The organism is Vibrio sp. 811 (genome assembly GCF_033339195.1).
This window is the reverse complement of the sequence record NZ_JAWOUB010000025.1, coordinates 12,327-32,656: the sequence shown is the minus strand read 5'-3', so window position 1 is coordinate 32,656 and position 20,330 is coordinate 12,327. Positions and strand designations below refer to the sequence as shown.

13 protein-coding genes are annotated in these 20,330 nt (G+C 44.5%); 5 read left to right on the top strand and 8 right to left on the bottom strand.

Features of this window, described 5'->3' with window-relative positions:
- Positions 1 to 80: 80 nt before the first annotated feature.
- The 3 genes from frsA to R7Q46_RS22255 form a co-directional block, all read right to left on the bottom strand.
- Positions 81 to 1,328, bottom strand: coding sequence for an esterase FrsA (frsA, locus tag R7Q46_RS22265; RefSeq protein ID WP_005381586.1), 1,248 nt, complete (start codon positions 1,326 to 1,328; stop codon positions 81 to 83).
- A 91-nt stretch (positions 1,329 to 1,419) separates the two neighbouring features.
- Positions 1,420 to 1,884, bottom strand: a complete 465-nt coding sequence (tet(34), locus tag R7Q46_RS22260) for an oxytetracycline resistance phosphoribosyltransferase domain-containing protein Tet(34) (protein WP_005381590.1) — start codon at positions 1,882 to 1,884, stop codon at positions 1,420 to 1,422.
- A gap of 263 nt (positions 1,885 to 2,147) precedes the next feature.
- Positions 2,148 to 3,437, bottom strand: a complete 1,290-nt coding sequence (locus R7Q46_RS22255; RefSeq protein ID WP_005381592.1) for an NCS2 family permease — start codon at positions 3,435 to 3,437, stop codon at positions 2,148 to 2,150.
- A 1,023-nt stretch (positions 3,438 to 4,460) separates the two neighbouring features.
- Between R7Q46_RS22255 and R7Q46_RS22250 the strand changes: the two genes are divergently transcribed.
- Positions 4,461 to 5,933, top strand: a complete 1,473-nt coding sequence (locus R7Q46_RS22250) for an aminoacyl-histidine dipeptidase (RefSeq protein WP_053350265.1) — start codon at positions 4,461 to 4,463, stop codon at positions 5,931 to 5,933.
- A 64-nt stretch (positions 5,934 to 5,997) separates the two neighbouring features.
- On the opposite strand, the gene R7Q46_RS22245 is transcribed toward R7Q46_RS22250, so the two are convergent.
- Positions 5,998 to 6,537, bottom strand: coding sequence for a DUF3332 domain-containing protein (locus R7Q46_RS22245; protein ID WP_005381596.1), 540 nt, complete (start codon positions 6,535 to 6,537; stop codon positions 5,998 to 6,000).
- 330 nt (positions 6,538 to 6,867) lie between these two features.
- Between R7Q46_RS22245 and R7Q46_RS22240 the strand changes: the two genes are divergently transcribed.
- The 3 genes from R7Q46_RS22240 to R7Q46_RS22230 all read left to right on the top strand — a co-directional run bounded on the left by R7Q46_RS22240 (position 6,868) and on the right by R7Q46_RS22230 (position 10,944).
- Positions 6,868 to 7,935: a succinylglutamate desuccinylase/aspartoacylase family protein gene (locus R7Q46_RS22240; protein ID WP_017820600.1), complete on the top strand. Its 1,068-nt coding sequence runs from the start codon at positions 6,868 to 6,870 to the stop codon at positions 7,933 to 7,935.
- A gap of 263 nt (positions 7,936 to 8,198) precedes the next feature.
- Complete coding sequence (locus R7Q46_RS22235; RefSeq protein ID WP_104975924.1) at positions 8,199 to 10,385, top strand: TonB-dependent receptor domain-containing protein; 2,187 nt, start codon at positions 8,199 to 8,201, stop codon at positions 10,383 to 10,385.
- Between the two features lie 118 nt (positions 10,386 to 10,503).
- Positions 10,504 to 10,944 (top strand): hypothetical protein, encoded by a 441-nt coding sequence (locus R7Q46_RS22230; protein ID WP_005381599.1) that lies wholly within the window; start codon positions 10,504 to 10,506, stop codon positions 10,942 to 10,944.
- A 90-nt stretch (positions 10,945 to 11,034) separates the two neighbouring features.
- On the opposite strand, the gene R7Q46_RS22225 is transcribed toward R7Q46_RS22230, so the two are convergent.
- Both R7Q46_RS22225 and purL read right to left on the bottom strand, forming a co-directional pair.
- Positions 11,035 to 11,343: a DUF3622 domain-containing protein gene (locus tag R7Q46_RS22225; protein WP_025998700.1), complete on the bottom strand. Its 309-nt coding sequence runs from the start codon at positions 11,341 to 11,343 to the stop codon at positions 11,035 to 11,037.
- A 295-nt stretch (positions 11,344 to 11,638) separates the two neighbouring features.
- On the bottom strand, positions 11,639 to 15,532 hold the full coding sequence (purL, locus tag R7Q46_RS22220) for a phosphoribosylformylglycinamidine synthase (RefSeq protein ID WP_213872086.1): 3,894 nt from the start codon (positions 15,530 to 15,532) through the stop codon (positions 11,639 to 11,641).
- A gap of 299 nt (positions 15,533 to 15,831) precedes the next feature.
- Between purL and mltF the strand changes: the two genes are divergently transcribed.
- A complete protein-coding gene (gene mltF / locus R7Q46_RS22215) occupies positions 15,832 to 17,409 on the top strand; it encodes a membrane-bound lytic murein transglycosylase MltF (protein ID WP_031779069.1) in 1,578 nt (525 codons plus the stop codon).
- Between the two features lie 588 nt (positions 17,410 to 17,997).
- On the opposite strand, the gene tadA is transcribed toward mltF, so the two are convergent.
- Complete coding sequence (gene tadA / locus R7Q46_RS22210) at positions 17,998 to 18,546, bottom strand: tRNA adenosine(34) deaminase TadA (protein WP_082240141.1); 549 nt, start codon at positions 18,544 to 18,546, stop codon at positions 17,998 to 18,000.
- Between the two features lie 212 nt (positions 18,547 to 18,758).
- Positions 18,759 to 20,318 carry an AbgT family transporter gene (locus tag R7Q46_RS22205; RefSeq protein ID WP_017820592.1) on the bottom strand — a complete coding sequence of 520 codons (1,560 nt, stop codon included), beginning with the start codon at positions 20,316 to 20,318 and terminating at the stop codon, positions 18,759 to 18,761.
- Between the last annotated feature and the right edge of the window lie 12 nt (positions 20,319 to 20,330).

Below are 20,330 nucleotides of genomic sequence, written 5' to 3'. Positions count from 1 at the left end.
CAAGAATGATTATTATTTTTAATTATCATGAGCTTATTTTTTGCTCAGATATATCACTCTTAACTAATTTAGGAGAATTGTCACCCTAATAATTCATCTTCTAGCCACTTTATGGCTAAATCGAGGGATTGCTCATATCCTTTTGTAATTGTTTTGGAACTGATTTTTTTTGCTCTACCATACTGGCTAAATAGAGCAACAAGTTGATTATCACTGTGTGGCGACACTGGATCGCCTTCAAGACTCAAAGCCAAAATAGGCACTTTGGTTTTTCGACTGCTCAGGAAGCCCTGAACCTTCAATGACCACGCCATCATCTGACCAGCCATGCTATTAATATCAACCGCATTTTTCCCCAAACGGGAAGCCAAAAGATCTAAATACATCTTCGGCATTTTTTGTAACTTCTGAGGGGAAGTAAAAATATCATGTACGGGTGCGCCTAGAGCGACACAAGCTTTGATCTTTTCCTGCTCGACAAAAGAGAGTCTGATCATGGCATTACCACCAAAACGAAACCCAACTAACCCCACTTTGTGATGATCAACCCAAGGTAGCGAGTAAAGCTCATTCAATACCGCTTGATGTAGGCAACTTGAATTCTCGGTCAAGGGCCAATGAGAGCTATGCCCTACTGAAGGCATGTCTACGGTTAACATCGCAATATCTCGCGGTGCAAGACGATTACGGAACAAACGCCACATGTCGGTTTGTAGAGTATCCAAACCAGCGCTCACCATGACCACAGGCAACTGTTTATCCGTTCTTGGTAAATGGAGGTTCGCGATGATTTTGCGATTTTGGTAAGGCACTTCAATTTGCTTGATGGTGTACTTAGTTTTTTCTGCGCCGTCAGAATACGCTTTGTTTGCCAGTACTTGAGCCTGCGATGCCAAATTGTCATTTTTTAAATGTGGGTAGCCTGCAATACTAAAACACAAAGAAGCAGTGAAGAGTTCATCCGCTGCCTCTTCTCCTTGCATTTCATTTGCTCGCTTCTGATGATCCATACCAAGCTTGATCCACTCAAATGTCCAGTTACCACTGTGATAACCCATTACAGTGTCTAACCAATCATCATTGGTTCGCGAGTGAGAAGATGAAGCAATTTTAGACAGTACGCCTTCCATTTCGATCGGAGACAATCCTTGCCAAGCCCATTGCAAGCGACGCAAATGACGATACCAAGCACGATCACCTTGCGCTTCTCGTTCATCAAGTATTTTTTTACTGGTCGGCATGTACTGGGTAAGCGCGGAGGTTTCTTTTGCTTGCTTATGTTTCACGAACAAAGTTTCGGAAAGATTTTTACTGACGTCTTCAGACATAGGAAGAACCCTAGGCTATTAGCATGATTTAATATCATAATAAAAAAAATGCCCCTATAAAGGGGCATTTCTCAATATTCTTTAACCGCGCTTATTTTTGCTTGCGGTTTACTGGCTCAGCATACTGGATTGACATATCCCAAGGCTGCTCGATCCAAGTGTCTTGAGCAATATCTACAACGTAATCATCCAGCAGCTCTTTGCCTGATGGTTTCGCACACACAGCGATCATTTTCGCTTTTGGATACATCTCACGTAGTTTGCGCGCTGTATCACCACTGTCTACTAGGTCTTCAACGATTAGGTAACCTTCGCCATCACCTTCAGGTGCTTTTAGTACCGTCATGTCGCGCTGATGATCATGGTCGTAGCTTGAAATACAGATTGTATCAACGTAACGAATACCCAGTTCACGAGCCAAAATAGCGCCAGGAACCAAACCGCCGCGGCTTACCGCCCAAATTCCTTTCCATTGCTCAGCTGGCATTTGTTTTTCAGCCAGTTCACGGCAGTAAGTCTGCATTGCATCCCAAGTGATAATGAATTTTTTACTCATTGTAATAACCTAATAATTTGAAAATATGCATCCTCAAAATCTAGCGAAGTCACTCAAAAGCGGAATGCTCACTAACTTCTCCAAAATGTTTGGAGACGAGGATTTCAAGCTGCGCAAACGATTATTCTACCGAAACACACCGCTAATACCAACGGTGATATCAAAATTCTCTGCCTATTCCGCAGAAAAACCGTCTTCTGTGAACAACGTAAAAAAGAAAAAGCCAGCGTGAATAAATCCACACTGGCTTTTTGCTCGAGAAATTAACCGACGAGGTATTTAACGATGAAGATGGCTGACATCACCCATACACTCATCGACACTTCACGGCCCTTACCGCTGAATAACTTGATCGCCGCGTATGCGATAAAGCCTAACGTGATACCTTCTGCAATAGAGAATGTTAGCGGCATAACTAAACAAGTCACAACAACTGGGGACGCTTCAGTTAGGTCACGCCAATCAATGCTTACTAGCCCAGACAGCATCAAGATCGCCACATAGAATAGCGCACCTGACGTTGCATAAGCAGGGATCATACCCGCAAGTGGTGAGAACAATAGAGCAAGTAGGAAGAGTACACCAACAACCACGGCTGTTAGACCAGTACGCCCACCCGCAGCCACACCAGAAACGCTTTCAATATAAGATGTCGTGTTAGAAGTACCAAGTAATGCACCTACTGACGTTGCTGTTGAGTCTGCAAGTAACGCTTTGTTTAAACGAGGGATGTTGCCATTCTCATCAGTTAGACCTGCTTTTTGAGAAACGCCAACGAGCGTACCTGCGGTGTCAAATAAATCGACAAATAGGAAAGCAAATACGACGGAAATCATGCCTACTTCAAACAAACCAGAGAAATCCAGTTGCATGAAAGTTGGCGCAATGCTTGGTGGCGTTGACATAATACCGCCCCACTGCACATCACCAAATAGAAGACCAAGCGCTGTAACGCCAAGAATAGCGATCATCACCGCACCTTTCACACCACGGTGAACCAATGCAATCGTAAGAAAGAAGCCAATCGCGGCCAATACAGATGGCAATGATGTGATCTCTCCCATAGAAACTAATGTCGCTGGGTTATCAACGACGATACCTGCATTTTTTAATGCGATAAACGCTAAGAAAAGACCAATACCAGCTGAAATACCTGTTCGTAGAGAATGCGGGATCGAGTTAATAATCCACTCACGGATCTTAAATACGCTTAAAAGAATGAACAGAAGGCCAGAAACAAATACAGCCGCCAACGCAACTTGCCACGTATAACCCATTCCTAATACAACAGAGTAAGTAAAAAATGCGTTCAGGCCCATTCCTGGTGCCTGTGCGATTGGGTAATTGGCAACAAATCCCATGATAAAACAGCCGATTGCGGCAGCAAGACAAGTTGCGACAAAAATGGCGCCACGGTCCATACCGGTATCCGACAGGATCGCTGGGTTTACAAAAATAATGTAAGCCATAGTTAGGAAGGTCGTAACACCTGCAATGATCTCAGTGCGCACATTTGTGCCATTTTCACTGAGTTTAAAAAGCCTCTCGAGCATGATCGAATCCTGTAAAGGTAAAAAGTAAACGGTTGCGTAATCGATTGGCGGGAATTATAAAGTTATCAAATAGCAAATTCTAGATAGAATCTTCACTCTAATGCGTTTTTTTTCTTTGGATATGAAACACATTCTCTAACCCATCAAAGCAAGTAAAGAAATATATTCTTATAAAACAATAGGTAACCCAGATAACACAGTTCTCTAAAAGAGAATAAAAACTGAGCAATGTACTAAACTTTCAGATGAAAAAGGCCCATTTTAAACATGGTATCTAACAGATTTGATGGAAAAGTCGATAAAACCGAAGAATGGGGAATAGAAGAAGGCTTTGATGGCAATAAGTGAGTCAGGAAGAGAAAATAGAGATAAAAAAACGCCACCCAATTTGGGTGGCGGTGAATCATGTCAGCACTATCACTGAAAAAAAATTCCAATTTATAGGGGTGAACAAACTGTTCGAGTCACATGCGTTGACTTCACTTAGTAGCCAAAGCTTGTTGGGTATACAAAGTTACCGGTGTAAACAGACTTGCTATTCCAGAACATTGTACTTGGTAAACCTTTCATAACTATCACCTTTTAAATCAATTAAACATTCGTTGATTTCTCGGTTCCTTGGAGGCGATAAAACGGACTCATCCTTTGAGCATTTCATTCTTCTCTCAGAAGCTGGTTACAAATATACCACCAAGAAATTTAATTACAAGCATTTTAGTGATTGGAATCACAAAAAATGCACAAATTGACCTTTATCAAAGTTTATGTGTAATTAAATTACAATTTTATGAATTAAAAAATAAAGCCACTTTCAGAATATATGATAGAGAACACATAGTGCTTGTTATTGTATTCACAAACTGTGACAGTTCTGAGAGAAATCCTTGTGATCGCGACTACTCGTACTCTTTATCTGGTGGTATGCTAACGGCAATTTGAAGGCCAAATCGTCTAGCATTTAATGCTACCTTGACAATATTTTTACGGTATATATTTGGCAAAGCACATCAAAAGGAGTCCTCCGTGTCTGAGTTCCATTCTGAGATCAGTACCTTATCACCTGCTCCACTTTGGCAGTTTTTCGATAAGATTTGTTCTATCCCTCATCCATCGAAACATGAAGAAGCATTAGCACAGTACATTATCAACTGGGCAACAGAGCAAGGCTTTGACGTTCGCCGTGATCCAACCGGTAACGTGTTCATCAAAAAGCCCGCGACACCAGGAATGGAAAATAAGAAGGCTGTTGTACTTCAAGCACACATCGACATGGTGCCGCAGAAAAACGAAGACACTGAACACGACTTCACCAAAGATCCAATCCAACCTTACATCGATGGCGAATGGGTAACTGCGAAAGGCACGACGCTTGGTGCAGATAACGGTATTGGTATGGCTTCTTGCCTTGCTGTATTGGCATCTAAAGATATTAAACACGGTCCACTCGAAGTTCTGCTGACGATTGATGAAGAAGCAGGCATGACTGGCGCATTTGGCCTTGAAGCTGGTTGGTTAGAGGGTGAGATTCTTCTAAATACAGACTCTGAGCAAGAAGGCGAAGTCTACATGGGTTGTGCAGGTGGCGTTGATGGCACCATGACTTTCGATATTTCTCGAGAATCAACGCCTGCAGGTTTTGTAACACGCCAACTGACGCTGAAAGGCCTAAAAGGTGGTCACTCAGGTTGTGACATTCACACAGGTCGCGGTAATGCCAACAAATTACTTGGTCGTTTCCTTGCCGGTCATGCTCAAGAGCTTGATTTACGTTTAGTCGAATTCCGTGGTGGTAGCTTACGTAATGCAATCCCTCGCGAAGCGTTTGTTACTGTCGCGCTTCCTGTCGAAAACCAAGACAAGCTTGCTGAGCTGTTCAACCACTACACTGAGCTGCTTAAAACTGAATTGGGTAAAATCGAAACAGGTATCGTAACCTTTAATGAAGTGATCACGACTGACGCCCAAGTATTTTCAATCGCCGATCAGCAACGATTCATTGCGGCACTTAACGCTTGTCCAAACGGCGTAATCCGTATGAGTGATGAGGTGGAAGGCGTTGTTGAAACTTCTCTAAACGTTGGTGTGATCAGCACAGAAGAAAATAAAGTCACCGTGCTTTGCTTGATTCGTTCTCTCATTGACTCTGGCCGTAGCCAAGTGGAAAGCATGCTGCGCTCGATTACTGAGCTAGCAGGCGCACAAATTCAGTTCTCAGGCGCTTACCCTGGCTGGAAGCCAGATGCAGATTCCGAGATCATGGCAATTTTCCGTGATATGTATGAAGGCATTTACGGTCATAAGCCGAACATCATGGTCATCCATGCTGGTCTTGAGTGTGGCCTATTTAAAGAACCATACCCACACATGGATATGGTTTCTTTCGGTCCAACAATAAAATTCCCTCACTCTCCAGATGAGAAAGTGAAGATTGATACTGTTCAGTTGTACTGGGAACAGATGGTCGCGCTTTTAGAAGCGATTCCAGAGAAAGCATAATTCAATCACGAAAAACGACAAAGGGTGCCATACGGCACCCTTTTTTTGGTTTAGTTGAACCCAACTACACACGGTTTTGCGCGTAAGCGGCTAACTCATCCATTGAGGTTTGTGCAGCAACTTCACCATCAATGTAGTAAGTAACAAACTCACCATCGCGTACACCCATGAGTGTCGCCTTTTCACCGTTACTGTAAGTAATATCCATTTGAACGGTGTTCTCATCGATTTGCTGCATTCGCCCCTGCTCAATGACACGGTTATCCGCTAATGGTGCGATTGGTGCAGTCGTTAACGACTTATCTAACTGGTGATTGACATCAATGTAAGTATCTACCTTTGTATCGAAGATATGTGGCTTACCATTTAACGGGTTCTTACCCGTCCAAAATTCTAGAGAGTTAAACACGATATAATCCGCTGCGATCGCGACACCATAAACAGGCGCTAAAAGCATATTTAGACCACCTCGAGCGTAACGGTTGTCAACAGCTTTCAAGTTAAACCCCATAACATAACCTGTCACGGCATTACTACCTACGCAACCTGAAAGTGAAACTGCTACCGCAGTCAATGCACCAATTTTAGCAATTGCCTTTTTCATCAAAACCTCTAGTTAGAAAGTGTGAAACCTCAAATTCGGCGCGGATATTATCGGATAAAAAGTAGGGTTAAAAGTCCGTTTTTTTGTCCTCCATGAACAGTATTATTTTTAATACAGTCACATTTTTTAAGGCTATTATTGCGCACTCTTCTCTATGTCTTGTTATGTATTAAACTGATAGAAAAGATCATATTGAAAACAAAAACTTCACACATACCAAAATTTCACGCATGACGATTAAAGTAATTTGTCGTGTCCTTAATGAGAATGATTAGTGCGATTTTGCAGCAATTGTTACATTGCTGATGACGCATTTGACAGAGATGGTTTATGGCCAGAAGTAAAAAAAGCAAAGTGTTTGAGCTCTTAGGACATCAAATACAACCAGGACAACGATTAGAGATCGAATTTGAAGCAGCGAAGCTATATACACATTCGCCTTTATCTATTCCTGTGGAAATCATCCATGGGAAACAAGAAGGACCAGTGTTAATGGTGAATGCTGCTATCCATGGTGATGAGCTTAATGGCGTAGAAATCGTTCGTCAGATCATTAACCAACTGGATCCACAAAAACTGAAAGGCACTGTCATTGCAGTACCTATCGTTAACGTTTTTGGTTTCATCCATAAATCTCGTTACTTGCCCGACCGACGAGATCTCAACCGTTGCTTTCCTGGCAGTGAAAAAGGCGCACTTGCATCTCGTATGGCACACGGGTTCTTTAACAACATTGCCAAGCGTTGTGACTACATTTTGGATCTACACACAGGAGCCATTCACCGCACGAACTTGCCACAGATTCGCGCAAACTTAAGCAACCCAGAAACTCTACGTATTGCTCAAGCATTTGCGACGCCAGTGATTGTTGATTCAGCATTGCGTGATGGCTCTTTACGCAGTGAAGCAGAAAAATGCGATATTCCAGTGCTCACCTACGAAGCTGGCGAAGCATTGCGTTTTGATCCACTTTCGATAAGCGCTGGTGTACTCGGGGTTCGGCGCGTAATGCAAGCCATTGGTATGTTGCGTGCGAGCAGGAAAAAGCTGCCTGAGCCTATCATAGCGAAGTCCACCAGCTGGGTTCGCGCGTCAGGTAACGGCATTTTGCGTACTGTCGTTAATCTGGGAGACAAAGTAGAACAGGGGGAAACGCTCGCTTATATTAGCTCTCCTCTTGGTCATGATGAGATAGAACTAAAAGCCCCGAAGCGTGGTTTGGTTATCGGTCAACAAACATTACCATTGGTGAACGAAGGCGATGCAATTTTCCACCTTGCCTATTTTAACCAAGGTGATAATGCTTTAGAGCAAGCAGTCGAAAGCTATATTGAAGGCCTCACTGAATTCGATGCCGAGCCGCTGACAACCGGACAGATACCGTTAGAAACTCAGTAATTCCTATCAAATAGGCGCCTGATTAGCTCAAAAGGAGCAACAGTGCTCGCACTATCTTGTTTAAAGCCAATAAGCTCAGCGTCCATGATGCTGGGCTTTTTGTTTTATGTACGCTAACGATACTTATCGTAGTTTCCACGAATGGATAAAAAACTTTACAATCCGTCGCAAAAACACATTTGATAATTAATCTCATTATCATTTATTAATCGTAATAATGTTCTTATAATCCCAGCTTCATAAAAACACTATAAATCATCAATATGAAACGATTAAAAAGTCATCCATTCAAAGTAAATCTCATTTCACTGGCTTTGCTCTTCCCTCTTTATTCATATGCCGAGACAGCGCCAAATGAAGAGCTTGAAGTCATAGGCGTTCGTTATGCCAAACCTATTACCATTGCTGAGCCTGCGCAAACCACCATTAATTGGTCAGAGATTGAAGAGCAACAGTACTCTAATTTTGCCTCAATGATCGATGCCGTTCCCGGTGCATCAATAGATGGTGGCGGTCGTTCTGGTGGTGAACGTATTAACATTCGTGGTTTTGATGATCCAAGCGATATCGCCGTCTTTGTCGATGGCGCTCCAATTGGCTTTCAACAATACCGCTACGGTACCTTCTTTTTTGATCCGTTCTTAATTGGCGAAGCAGAAATTATCAAGGGCGCGCACGACTATCGAGCACTCAACGGGAAGTTTGGTGGCTCCATTCGCATTAAAACCAAAAGTGTCGATGATCTCCTGTACGGCGAAAGAAACTTTGGTGCTCGCATCTCAAGTGCATACAACACCAACGGCGATGAGAACGCCTACACACTAACACTCTATGGTAAAAACGATACTGGTTTTTATTTTCTAGCGAATGGCTCGGTAAAAGATTCTGATGACATTAAAGTCGGAGGTGGTGAAACGCTGGATTACTCAGGTTATGAGCAAGAAAACATGCTCGTAAAGGTCGGTTATGAAAACAACGATCACGAGTTTGAAATTAGCCACACTCGCTACAAAGATGAAGGTCGTAAACCTTGGGCTAACCGCCGCGGAAAAATGCCTAACATCACCGAATACAATATCAAGAAATACGGCTCATTAGAAAAAGCCCAATACGCTTACACCGTCGATAACAAATACACGGACAACACCACGACCATCTCTTACCACTACATGCCGACTAACCCGTATATTGATTTCAATATCAAAATGGCACGTTCCGAAAACGATCGTCATTGGGTTCGCCCTGACGTAGCATTCGAGAAAATGTTCGTTTCTGTTGGCAGTTACGGTCATGAGTCATGGCTGAGTTACGAGCGTGATTACGTTGATGTGTTTAACCAAGCGCAATTCGGAGACCACACTCTAGTCACTGGGCTTCAATATCAAAAAACCGATAGAGACTCGTTAGTATTCAACGCATCATACGACAGTAATGAAGCGAAAAACTACGGTTGGTACACCCCTTACTACGAACCATCTGGCACGCAGTCAATTTATGCCGCTTACATTGCTGATCACTATCAAGCAACAGACCGCCTAACAATCACACCTTCTCTGCGTTACGAATACATCAAGAGTGAAGGAAAAGGGAACGCAGCGCCGGATTATAATGATCCAGCTGCCGGACATGACTATGGTGAAACGACGCATAAAGGCTTTAGCCCACGTTTGGATATCGACTTTGATGCGAGCAATAATACGCGTTTAAACGCCTCCTACGCCTACGCTTTAAAAGCACCAACCGTTGATAACATCTACTCAGTGCAATATGCGCGAGCTACCGCTACGGCTACTGCTTTGAATCTGGACGTGTCTCGTATCCATGCTTATCAAGCAAGCGTTATCAACTTAACGGAAGGGCTGGTGAACTCTCGCGATAACCTCGCAACAGAGTTAACTATGTTCTATAACGATGTTAGCGACACAGTTGATATACGAACGGGCGAAAACCTCGACAAAAATACTACTGAGTTACAAAGCTGGAATACAAACCTAGATGGCTTTAAAAACTATGGCTTTGAGCTAATTTCACAATACCGGATTGAAGATTTCTACAGTAATTTCTCAGCAAGTTACATTCGCGGCAAAAACAAAGGTAGCCTATCTGACTCTACAGGTTCAGATGATGATCATCCTGATGTACCGCCATTAAACATTAATCTGGGTTTAGGTTACGAATGGATTCCTGGTTTACGTACGGGCTGGGAAGTCCGCTGGTATGATGCGCAAACCAAAACCAAGGCAAGCGGTAATAATTTAAAAGTGAAATCGCCAAGTGAGCAATACACGCTACAAAACGCTTACGTGGTTTGGGAAATACAGCAAGTCGAAGGCTTGAGCGTTGGCGCGGTTGTGAAAAACTTAACCGATCGTTACTACGAAGCATACCTATCTAATGGCGTGCCTTCGCCTGGTCGCGAAGTCAAACTGCACCTCACTTATCAATACTAACCATACCTAAAAGATGCAGGGCAGACATTAACTGCCCTGTTATATCGTATCCAATGGCCATAATTGCACGCCGTTTTATTTATCAGTATTATCATTTCCTTTTGCTTGCATACACATTATGAACAATCTAAAAACACGGCTTCTTCTGATTTGCTTCTTCCCTGTAGGTAGCCTAGCGCAAGCTTCTGAGAACATTGCAGACTACTTACAAGAACAAAGCAAGCACCAAGTTTCAGAAGATTTTTACGCACAGCCAACAGCAAATAACCTGAATCTAGATGCAAAAACTAACTCTTTAACTTGGCACGAAGATGGTAAGCCGGATCACTGTCGTTACGCCAAGCAGCCCAAAGACGTCGCAACACATTTCGACTACGGTGAAGCAAACGATCTATCTGACGGCTTACAACACTTTGATTTACCGGAAAGACATTCTGCAAAGGTCAAATCGACACATCGCACTTATGCTAATAACCCTCACCTTCTTCCTGGCAATAAACAATTTGCAGCCCCTGAAGACGGCACGTTTAGCTTGTCCGTATCGTCGGATTGTTTTTAGCCGATATAAATAAAAAATGCCCTGAGACAAAACTCAGGGCATTTTCACTATTTGTTTGATGGGTAACGTCACCATCTCACCGATTTAAACTTATTCTTCGTCAGTGTCTACTTCGGTTTCACGTGCTTTGCGGGCTTCTTCTTTACGAACTTTTGCCGCTAGTTGTTCTGCTTCGCGCTCTTGACGTTGCGCTGCTTTACGCTCGTTACGAACCACTTGGTTTTGGATAAATCCAGCCAGTTCTTGTTCAGCCCAAGCTTGTGCTTTCTCTTCGCTGTCAAAGCCTGTTTCACGCTTTGATACTACAGTCTTACGAGATGTCACTTGGCGAGTGATTTCTGCGCTCCAGCCGTTACGTTTTTCAGTGACGCGGATAGCAAATTTTGGATTCTTAGACATTTCTTTCATTTCCTAAGGGATTTAGGGATCAATCAGGGATTCGGTCAACTTGATAACTCCATCTAAGCTGAGCTGTTTAACACCATCCCTTGGTAAGCGCGGTATTAGAGCATAAAAGTAATCTAAACGCTGCAAGTTTTTTACGCTAGATAATAGATGACAAAGAAGAGGCAGAACAAAGCAACGTTTCGCCAAGTCACTAGAAAGAGCGACGAAGAAAAAAGAGTGATAAGAAAAAAGAAAGCGCTGGTCTCTCAACCAACGCTTTACTTAAGCTAGATTAACCTTTGGTTAATTAACCGATATTCTTACGGGCATTTTGGAACATACGCATCCAAGCGCCATTTTCACCCCAACCTTCCGGAGCCCAAGAATTTGCAACTGTGCGGAATACGCGCTCTGGGTGAGGCATCATGATAGTTACGCGACCGTCTGTTGTTGTTAAACCGGTAATCGCGTTTGGCGAACCATTCGGGTTGTTCGGGTATTGTTGTGTTGGGTTACCGAGGTTATCCACGTAACGAACCGCAACCGTACCTGATGCTTCAATCGCTGCTAGGTGCTCTGCATCACGTACTTCTACACGCCCTTCACCGTGGGAAACCGCGATTGGCATGCGCGAACCAGCCATTCCGTCGAAGAATACAGAGTCAGATTTCTGAACTTCAACTAGACTAAAGCGCGCTTCAAAACGCTCAGATTCGTTGCGCACAAAACGTGGCCACAAGTCTGCACCTGGGATCAGCTCTTTCAGGTTTGATAGCATCTGACAACCGTTACATACACCTAAAGAGAACGTCTCTTCACGGTTGAAGAAGGCTTGGAACTGTTCACGAGCTTGTGCGTTAAACAGGATAGACTTAGCCCAACCTTCACCCGCACCTAGTACGTCGCCGTAAGAGAAGCCACCACAAGCTACTAGGCCATGGTATTCATCCAGTACCGCTTGGCCCGTTAGGATATCGCTCATATGGATGTCGGTTGCTTCAAAACCAGCTCGGTCAAACGCTGCTGCCATTTCGACGTGGGAGTTAACGCCCTGCTCACGTAGAATTGCCATCTTAGGTTTAGCACCTTTCGCAATGTACGGTGCTGCAACGTCTTCATTTACGTCGAAGCTGAGCTTAACGTTTAGACCCGGGTCAGAGTTATCTTTCTTAGCTTCGTGCTCTTGGTCTGCACACGCTGGGTTATCACGTAGACCTTGCATCTTATGCGTTGTTTCAGCCCAGATAACGCGTAGTTCGGTACGTGAACGTTCAAGCATAACAGCATCACCAGAAGTGATAACAAAGTCGTCTGAAGCTTCAACAGAACCAATCACATGTGAGCATGCCTCTAAGCCGTTTGCCGCCAGAGTAGATAGAACTGAATCTAAATCATCACTCTTAACTTGAACAACCGCACCTAGCTCTTCGTTAAATAGAACGGCTAGCGCATCATCACCCAGCTCTGCGATGTTCGCTTTTACGCCACAGTGACCCGCGAACGCCATCTCAGCAAGCGTTACAAACAGACCGCCGTCGCCTTTATCGTGGTAAGCCACCAGCTTGTCATCACGTACTAACGCTTGTATTGCATCAAAGAAGCCTTTTAGCTGCTCTGCATTATCTACGTCAGCAGGTTTGTCACCCAGCTGTTTGTATACTTGTGCCAATGCTGTCGCACCTAAGCGGTTTTTTCCGTTACCCAAGTCAACAAGAACTAGAGAGGTATCTCCTTTGTCAGTGCGTAGTTGTGGAGTCACGGTCTTACGTACGTCTTCCACACGACCAAATGCCGTGATAACTAGCGACAGTGGAGAAGTGACTTCTTTGCTCTCGCCGTTTTCTTCCCACTTGGTTTTCATCGACATGGAGTCTTTACCAACTGGGATAGTCAAACCTAACGCAGGACACAATTCTTCACCAACCGCTTTCACTGCTTCGTAAAGACCCGCATCTTCACCTGGGTGACCCGCTGGAGACATCCAGTTCGCAGACAGTTTAATGTGTTTAATATCACCGATGTCTGTTGCCGCAATGTTCGTTAGTGACTCACCAACTGCTAGGCGAGCCGATGCACCAAAGTCTAGTAATGCCACTGGCGTGCGCTCACCCATCGACATTGCTTCGCCATGGTAAGTGTCGTAGCTTGCCGCTGTTACTGCGCAGTTTGCTACTGGTACCTGCCAAGGACCAACCATTTGATCACGAGCAACCAGACCCGTTACTGTTCGGTCACCGATAGTAATTAGGAATGTTTTTTCTGCAACAGCAGGAAGACGAAGTACGCGATCCACTGCTTCATTAAGCTCAATACCATCACGAACAATGGCAGGGCTTTCCACTTTTAGTGTGGTTGCGTCACGGTGCATCTTCGGTGGCTTACCAAGCAGGATATCCATTGGCATATCGATTGGCGTATTGTCGAAGTGAGAATCTTCTAGCGTTAGATGACGCTCTTCTGTCGCCACACCCACCACTGCATACGGTGCGCGTTCACGCTTACAGATGGCGTCGAATGCTTCCATGTTTTCTGGCGCTACCGCTAGAACGTAACGTTCCTGTGATTCGTTACACCAGATTTCCAGTGGGCTCATGCCCGGCTCATCGTTTGGTACATCGCGTAATTGGAACTTACCGCCACGCTCACCGTCGTCGACAAGTTCAGGCAATGCGTTAGAGATACCGCCTGCACCCACATCGTGGATAAATGCGATTGGGTTATCGTCGCCTAACTGCCAACAACGGTCGATCACTTCCTGACAGCGACGTTCCATCTCTGGGTTTTCACGCTGTACCGAAGCGAAGTCCAGATCTTCTGCTGACTGACCAGATGCCATGGAAGATGCCGCACCACCACCAAGACCGATGTTCATTGCCGGACCACCAAGTACGATTAGGCTCGCACCTACAGGGATCTCTTTCTTCTGTACGTGTTCATCGCGGATGTTACCCATACCACCAGCAATCATGATTGGTTTGTGGTAACCACGAATTTCTTCACCCGCATGAGAAGTGACTTTTTCTTCGTAAGTACGGAAGTAACCCAATAGATTTGGACGACCAAATTCGTTGTTGAATGCCGCGCCGCCAAGAGGGCCTTCAAGCATGATGTCTAACGCATTCACAATACGACCCGGCTTGCCGAAGTCGGTTTCCCATGGCTGTTCAAAACCAGGAATACGTAAGTTAGAGGTTGTAAAACCAACCAGACCCGCTTTTGGCTTACCGCCGATACCCGTCGCGCCTTCGTCACGGATTTCACCGCCTGAGCCAGTCGATGCGCCCGGCCATGGAGAGATTGCCGTTGGGTGGTTGTGCGTTTCTACCTTCATCAAGATGTGCGTATCTTCATGGTGGTACGTGTATTGACGAGATTTAGGGTCAGGGAAGAAACGCCCCGCTTTAGAACCTGTCATAACGGCTGCGTTGTCTTTGTATGCAGACAGCACATAGTCAGGTGTCGTTTCAAAAGTGTTTTTGATCATTTTGAACAAAGACTTAGGTTGATCTACCCCGTCGATAGTCCAATCTGCGTTAAAAATTTTGTGGCGACAATGCTCTGAGTTCGCCTGAGCAAACATCATCAATTCAATGTCGTTTGGGTTACGCCCAAGCTTAGTAAAGTTCTCTACCAAGTAATCAATTTCATCTTCTGCGAGTGCCAAGCCAAGGGAAACGTTTGCCTCTTCAAGCGCAAGACGACCGCCAGCTAAGATATCAACATGTGCGACAGGCTTAGGCTCTGCAACAGTAAATAATGCTGATGCGGCTTCAAATGCTGTGAATACTGTTTCCATCATGCGGTCGTGAATTAACGCTTTAACAGCGTCAGCTTGAGCTTCTGATAGAACAACTGAAGATTCGACATAATAAGCCGTACCACGCTCTAGACGTTTCACTTTATCCAGACCACAGTTAACAGCGATATCGGTAGATTTAGAAGACCAAGGCGAGATAGTGCCAGGACGAGGCGTGACAAGAAGTAGAAGACCTTCAGGCTCATGCTCTTCGATGGTTGGGCCGTAAGTTAGTAACTTTTCAAGTTTTTCTAACTCTTGGTCATCAAGGTCTGACTTTAGATCGGCAAAGTGCATAAACTCGGCATAAATGCTAGTTACAGGCAGATCTTGTTCACGACAAAGTTCCAGTAGTTTATTAACACGAAACTCAGAAAGAGCTGGGGAGCCACGCAAAATTCTCATGTGCTTAGGTCTCTTATGCAATTGATTAAGGTGATATTGGAATAAATTCAGACACTTAAAATAAGCCCTGTCGAACCTATGCCGATTCCACCTCGTCATTGCGAGCGCATTATATAGTAATTGTTTTTGTGATGTAACACCAAAAGCAACCGTTTGCGTCATTTTTTTTGTCAAATTTGAATTACAACTAAAATGTCGATAAAACACACAATGTCACGTTATAAGTGTGTGATTCACTTTGCCCCATGAGCTCGCTTTGATATAAAGGCAAATAGAAATTTTCCAAGATGTACCTATTAATGCAAATAAGTCACTTCAACCGGCTCAAGCGCAGTGCTCTAATTTTAGTTTCTGTTCTTTTGCTCTCAGCTTGCCAGATTGAGTCGGAGCCCAAAAGTGAATTTGAAAAAATTCAAGAACGTGGTGTGCTTCGTGTTGGCACGCTAAACAATCAGCTTTCCTACTACATAGGTCCCGATGGTCCCGCAGGGTTGGATTACGAATTGGCGCGTCAGTTTGCGGAACAGCTCGGCGTCAAACTCGAGATTAAACCAGCCTTTCGCCAGGCTGAGCTTTTTCCTGCTCTTAAGAAAGGAGATATCGATATCATCGCTACGGGTTTAAATCAAACGTCACAAGCAGTCAAACGATTTAGACCAGGCCCTGCCTATTATTATGTAAGCCAACAAGTGGTATATAAAAAAGGGCAACTTCGACCACGTGATATCGAACAACTCATTGAATACCAAGCCTCGAAAGACGACGAGTCCGACGAAGATACAAATGCAGGCGCTCAAACATTAAAGATCGTTGAACAATCGCAATATGTTCCGACCCTAACAGCGTTAAAGAAGCAGTATCCAGAACTTCAGTTTGAAATTGTTGGTGATGCTGACACGAGAGACTTACTCAAATACGTATCGACGGGTGAGTTACGTTTTACTGTGACTGATTCGGTGGAACTTTCCCTTGCTCAACGCCTTTACCCCGATCTTGCGCTCGCGTTTGAACTTACAGAAGATCAACCAGTATCTTGGTTTACTCGACGTTCTGAAGACGAAAGTTTGTATGCGATGCTGATAGAGTTTTTCGGTAACATCAAACAATCAGGAGAACTGTCCACCCTCGAAGAAAAGTACATTGGTCATATTGAAGCATTTGATTACGTTGATACTCGCGCATTCATTCGAGCTCTGGATGACAAATTGCCTAAGTGGGCACCTTTATTCCAAAAGTACAGCGAAGAGTTCGACTGGCGCTTAATTGCAGCATTGGCTTATCAAGAGTCACACTGGAAACCAACAGCAAAATCGCCAACGGGTGTTAGGGGGATGATGATGCTGACTCTGCCAACGGCGAAAAGCGTCGGGGTGACTAACCGTTTGGACCCTGAGCAATCTGTTCGTGGTGGTGTCGAGTACTTACGCCGTATTGTAAGTCGCGTGCCTGATAGCATTAACGAGCATGAAAAAATATGGTTTGCGTTAGCTTCATACAATATTGGTTACGGCCACATGATGGACGCACGACGACTCACCAAAGCACAAGGTGGCGATCCGAACGCTTGGGCGGATGTAAAAGACAGGCTGCCTTTACTGCGTCAGAAGCGCTATTACAGTCAAACTCGCTATGGGTACGCCAGAGGCGATGAAGCGCGTAATTACGTAGAAAATATTCGACGTTATTACCAATCCATCATTGGTCATGTCAGCCAACAGCCAGCGATTGATGAGAATAGCGATGACTTGCAAGTGATTCCGCCGCTCAACCCCGACATTTTGATATCGGGCGCAGTAGAGACCGTCGTAGAACAAGTCTCTGGCGCTTCTGACGTCACGGTTGAAGAAGACACCGAACAAGAAAGCATTGAAGAATAAACCCGCGGTAAACTAAAAAATGACGAGCCTATAAAGCTCGTCATTTTTGTTGAGTCCTAACGAAAACTTATCTAGACTCCAATATTCTGAGTGACACCAACCACACTCAACCATTCCTTTGGTTGGTCGCCTTTTCTTCATCGTTAGTAAAACTGATTGCTTTGTAACAGATTACTTTACAACCACATGGTTTAGCTCACTTGATGAAGCGGCGCTTTCGGCTACACTCTGCCGAAATAACGTCACTCCTATTATTAAGCATCGTATTGAAATTGTTTGCTGGCTCTGTGCAATGCAGAAGTCAAATGAAGAACGTTTAAACCATACAATGTTTAGTGCGATTATCGAGCCTATTGCCAAGCATCGATGAGCCGCACTTTACTGGTATAAGTCTTGTCTGCAGGAGGTTTTGAATATGAGAAGACGTAGAGTGCAGTCAAAGCGTTTAAATAACACAGTAGCTGCTATCCGACGTAAACGTAAACTGACATGTATGAAAAAGAAAGTAAGTTCACGTAATCGTGTTTTTGTACATTTAGTCAATCACTAGTGCGTCCAAGCAAACATCTACCACGTTGTAGGTGTTTGCTAGCCCTCACTACTCCTACTACCTTGTTCGCTCTCTCCATTTTCTAATGCTTTTTGTGCTTGCTTCTTCGCTTTAATTTCCTTTCGGCGGCGCTTAAAAAACGCTTGTAGCTGAGTACGGCACTCATCTTCTAGCAGCCCCTTTTCAATTAAGGCGTAATGGTAAGCGGCTTGGCTTTCAAACAAATTAAGCACTGTTCCTGCTGCTCCAGCTTTTAAATCTGGCGCTCCAAAAACAACCCGCTTAACGCGGCTATGCAATAAGGCTCCGGCACACATTGGGCATGGCTCAAGTGTTACATATAACGTCGTATCCAGAAGGCGGTAATTTTCTAGCTTTTGGCCTGCTTTACGCAGCGTTTGGATCTCAGCATGTGCGGTAGCGTCATTAGTACCAATAGAGCGATTCCACCCCTCAGCGATAATTTCACCATCTTTGACAAGCACTGCGCCAACAGGTACTTCCCCCTCAGCTTCTGCTTGCTCAGCAAGCTCCATCGCTCTGCGCATAAACAATTCATCTTGAGGGGAAAACGGATGGTTAGACAAAGGAGGCTCCAAAGAAACAAAAAACGATTGAAGTCAGGAATTTTATCACCAACTTCGGTTTCACTACAGCAACACATCACGGGACAAAGTCTGCAACTCCAAAAAACTAGTTACAAGACCTATCGATGTTCGTTTTACGAGAACAAAAAAACGCAGATCGAAGACCTGCGCTTTTTGGCTGCCAATTAGCGGCTTTCACACCCTACACGTTTTTACATTGTGTAAGTGTAAGGAGCTTGAATGCCTAGCGGGATACCTACCATCCAATAAGCAACTAGGAAGATAGACCAACCGATCAGCATTGCGATCGAGAATGGCATCATTAGTGACGCAAGCGTACCGATACCAGCCGACTTCACATAACGCTGACAGTAAACCACAACAAGAGGGAAAAATACCATTAGAGGCGAAATGATGTTCGATACAGAGTCACCCACACGGTAAGCCGCCTGAGACAGCTCAGGCGAGATACCAACCGCCATTAGCATTGGCACTAGGATTGGACCAATTAAAGCCCATTTTGCCGATGCCGAACCAATAAGTAGGTTTACAGACGCGGTTAGAAGGATCATACCGATGATGGTCACTTCACCTGGTAGGTTCATCGCTTTTAAGCCTTCTGCGCCATACAACGCTAGCATCGTACCGATGTTTGACTGAGCAAATGCAGATAGGAACTGAGCACAGAAGAACGACATAACAATGTATGCGCCCATGGTTGACATAGTATCAGCCATCGCTTTGATGATGTCGTTGCTGGTCTTGAACGTTCCAGACACTTTACCGTAAACGTAACCAGGAATGATAAACAGAATAAAGATCAACGGCACGATAGACTTCATTATCGGTGCTGAGAAGGCAGTAATTTCACCTTCAGGCGAGCGAAGTGCTGATGTTTCTGGAATTAACGCTGCAACAAGTAAAGCAATACCCGCCATCATTGCCCAACCTGCATAACGGAATGCTTTTGATTCCAGTTCAGTAAATGAACCTAGGTTTGGCGCGGTTTCCGCATCATCATCAATTGGCATTTTTGATAAACGAGGCTCGATGATTTTCTCTGTCACGTACCAACCAATCCCCACAATAATGATAGAGGATAGGCCAGTGAAGAAGATGTTCGCTAATGGGTTAACCACATATTCAGGATCAAGAACCTGCGCCGCAGTTTGCGTAAAGCCAGCCAATAGCGGATCGATACCTGAAGGGATAAAGTTTGCAGAGAAGCCACCAGATACACCTGCAAATGCTGCCGCAATACCTGCTAAAGGGTGACGACCTGCCGCATGGAAGATAATACCGCCAAGAGGAATAACCAGAACATAGCCTGCATCTGCCGCAGTATGCGATACAATGGCAACCAAAATAAGCATTGGAGTAAGAAGCTTAGCTGGCGTGAAGTTCAGCATCTTCTTAAGACCCGTCGTAATAAAGCCCGAAGAATCTGCAACACCCACACCTAGCATTGCGACAAGTACGATACCCAGTGGCGCAAAGCCAGTAAACGTCGTCACCATGTTAGCAAGGAAACTTGCTAGCGCTTCGCCCGTAAGTAAGTTGGTGATACTAAGAGCTTCGCCCGTTCGAGGGTTTGGAAGATCGAATGATACATTCGACAAAAGTGCTGACGCCGCCCAAGTAATGATCAATGCCCAGAAGAACAAAATCGCAGGATCAGGAATTTTGTTACCTGTCCTCTCGATAAAGTTTAAAAAGCGCTCCATCCCGCTCGGCTTCGATGATGGTGCCTTATTTACAGCTTGGTTACTCATGGTAACTCCATA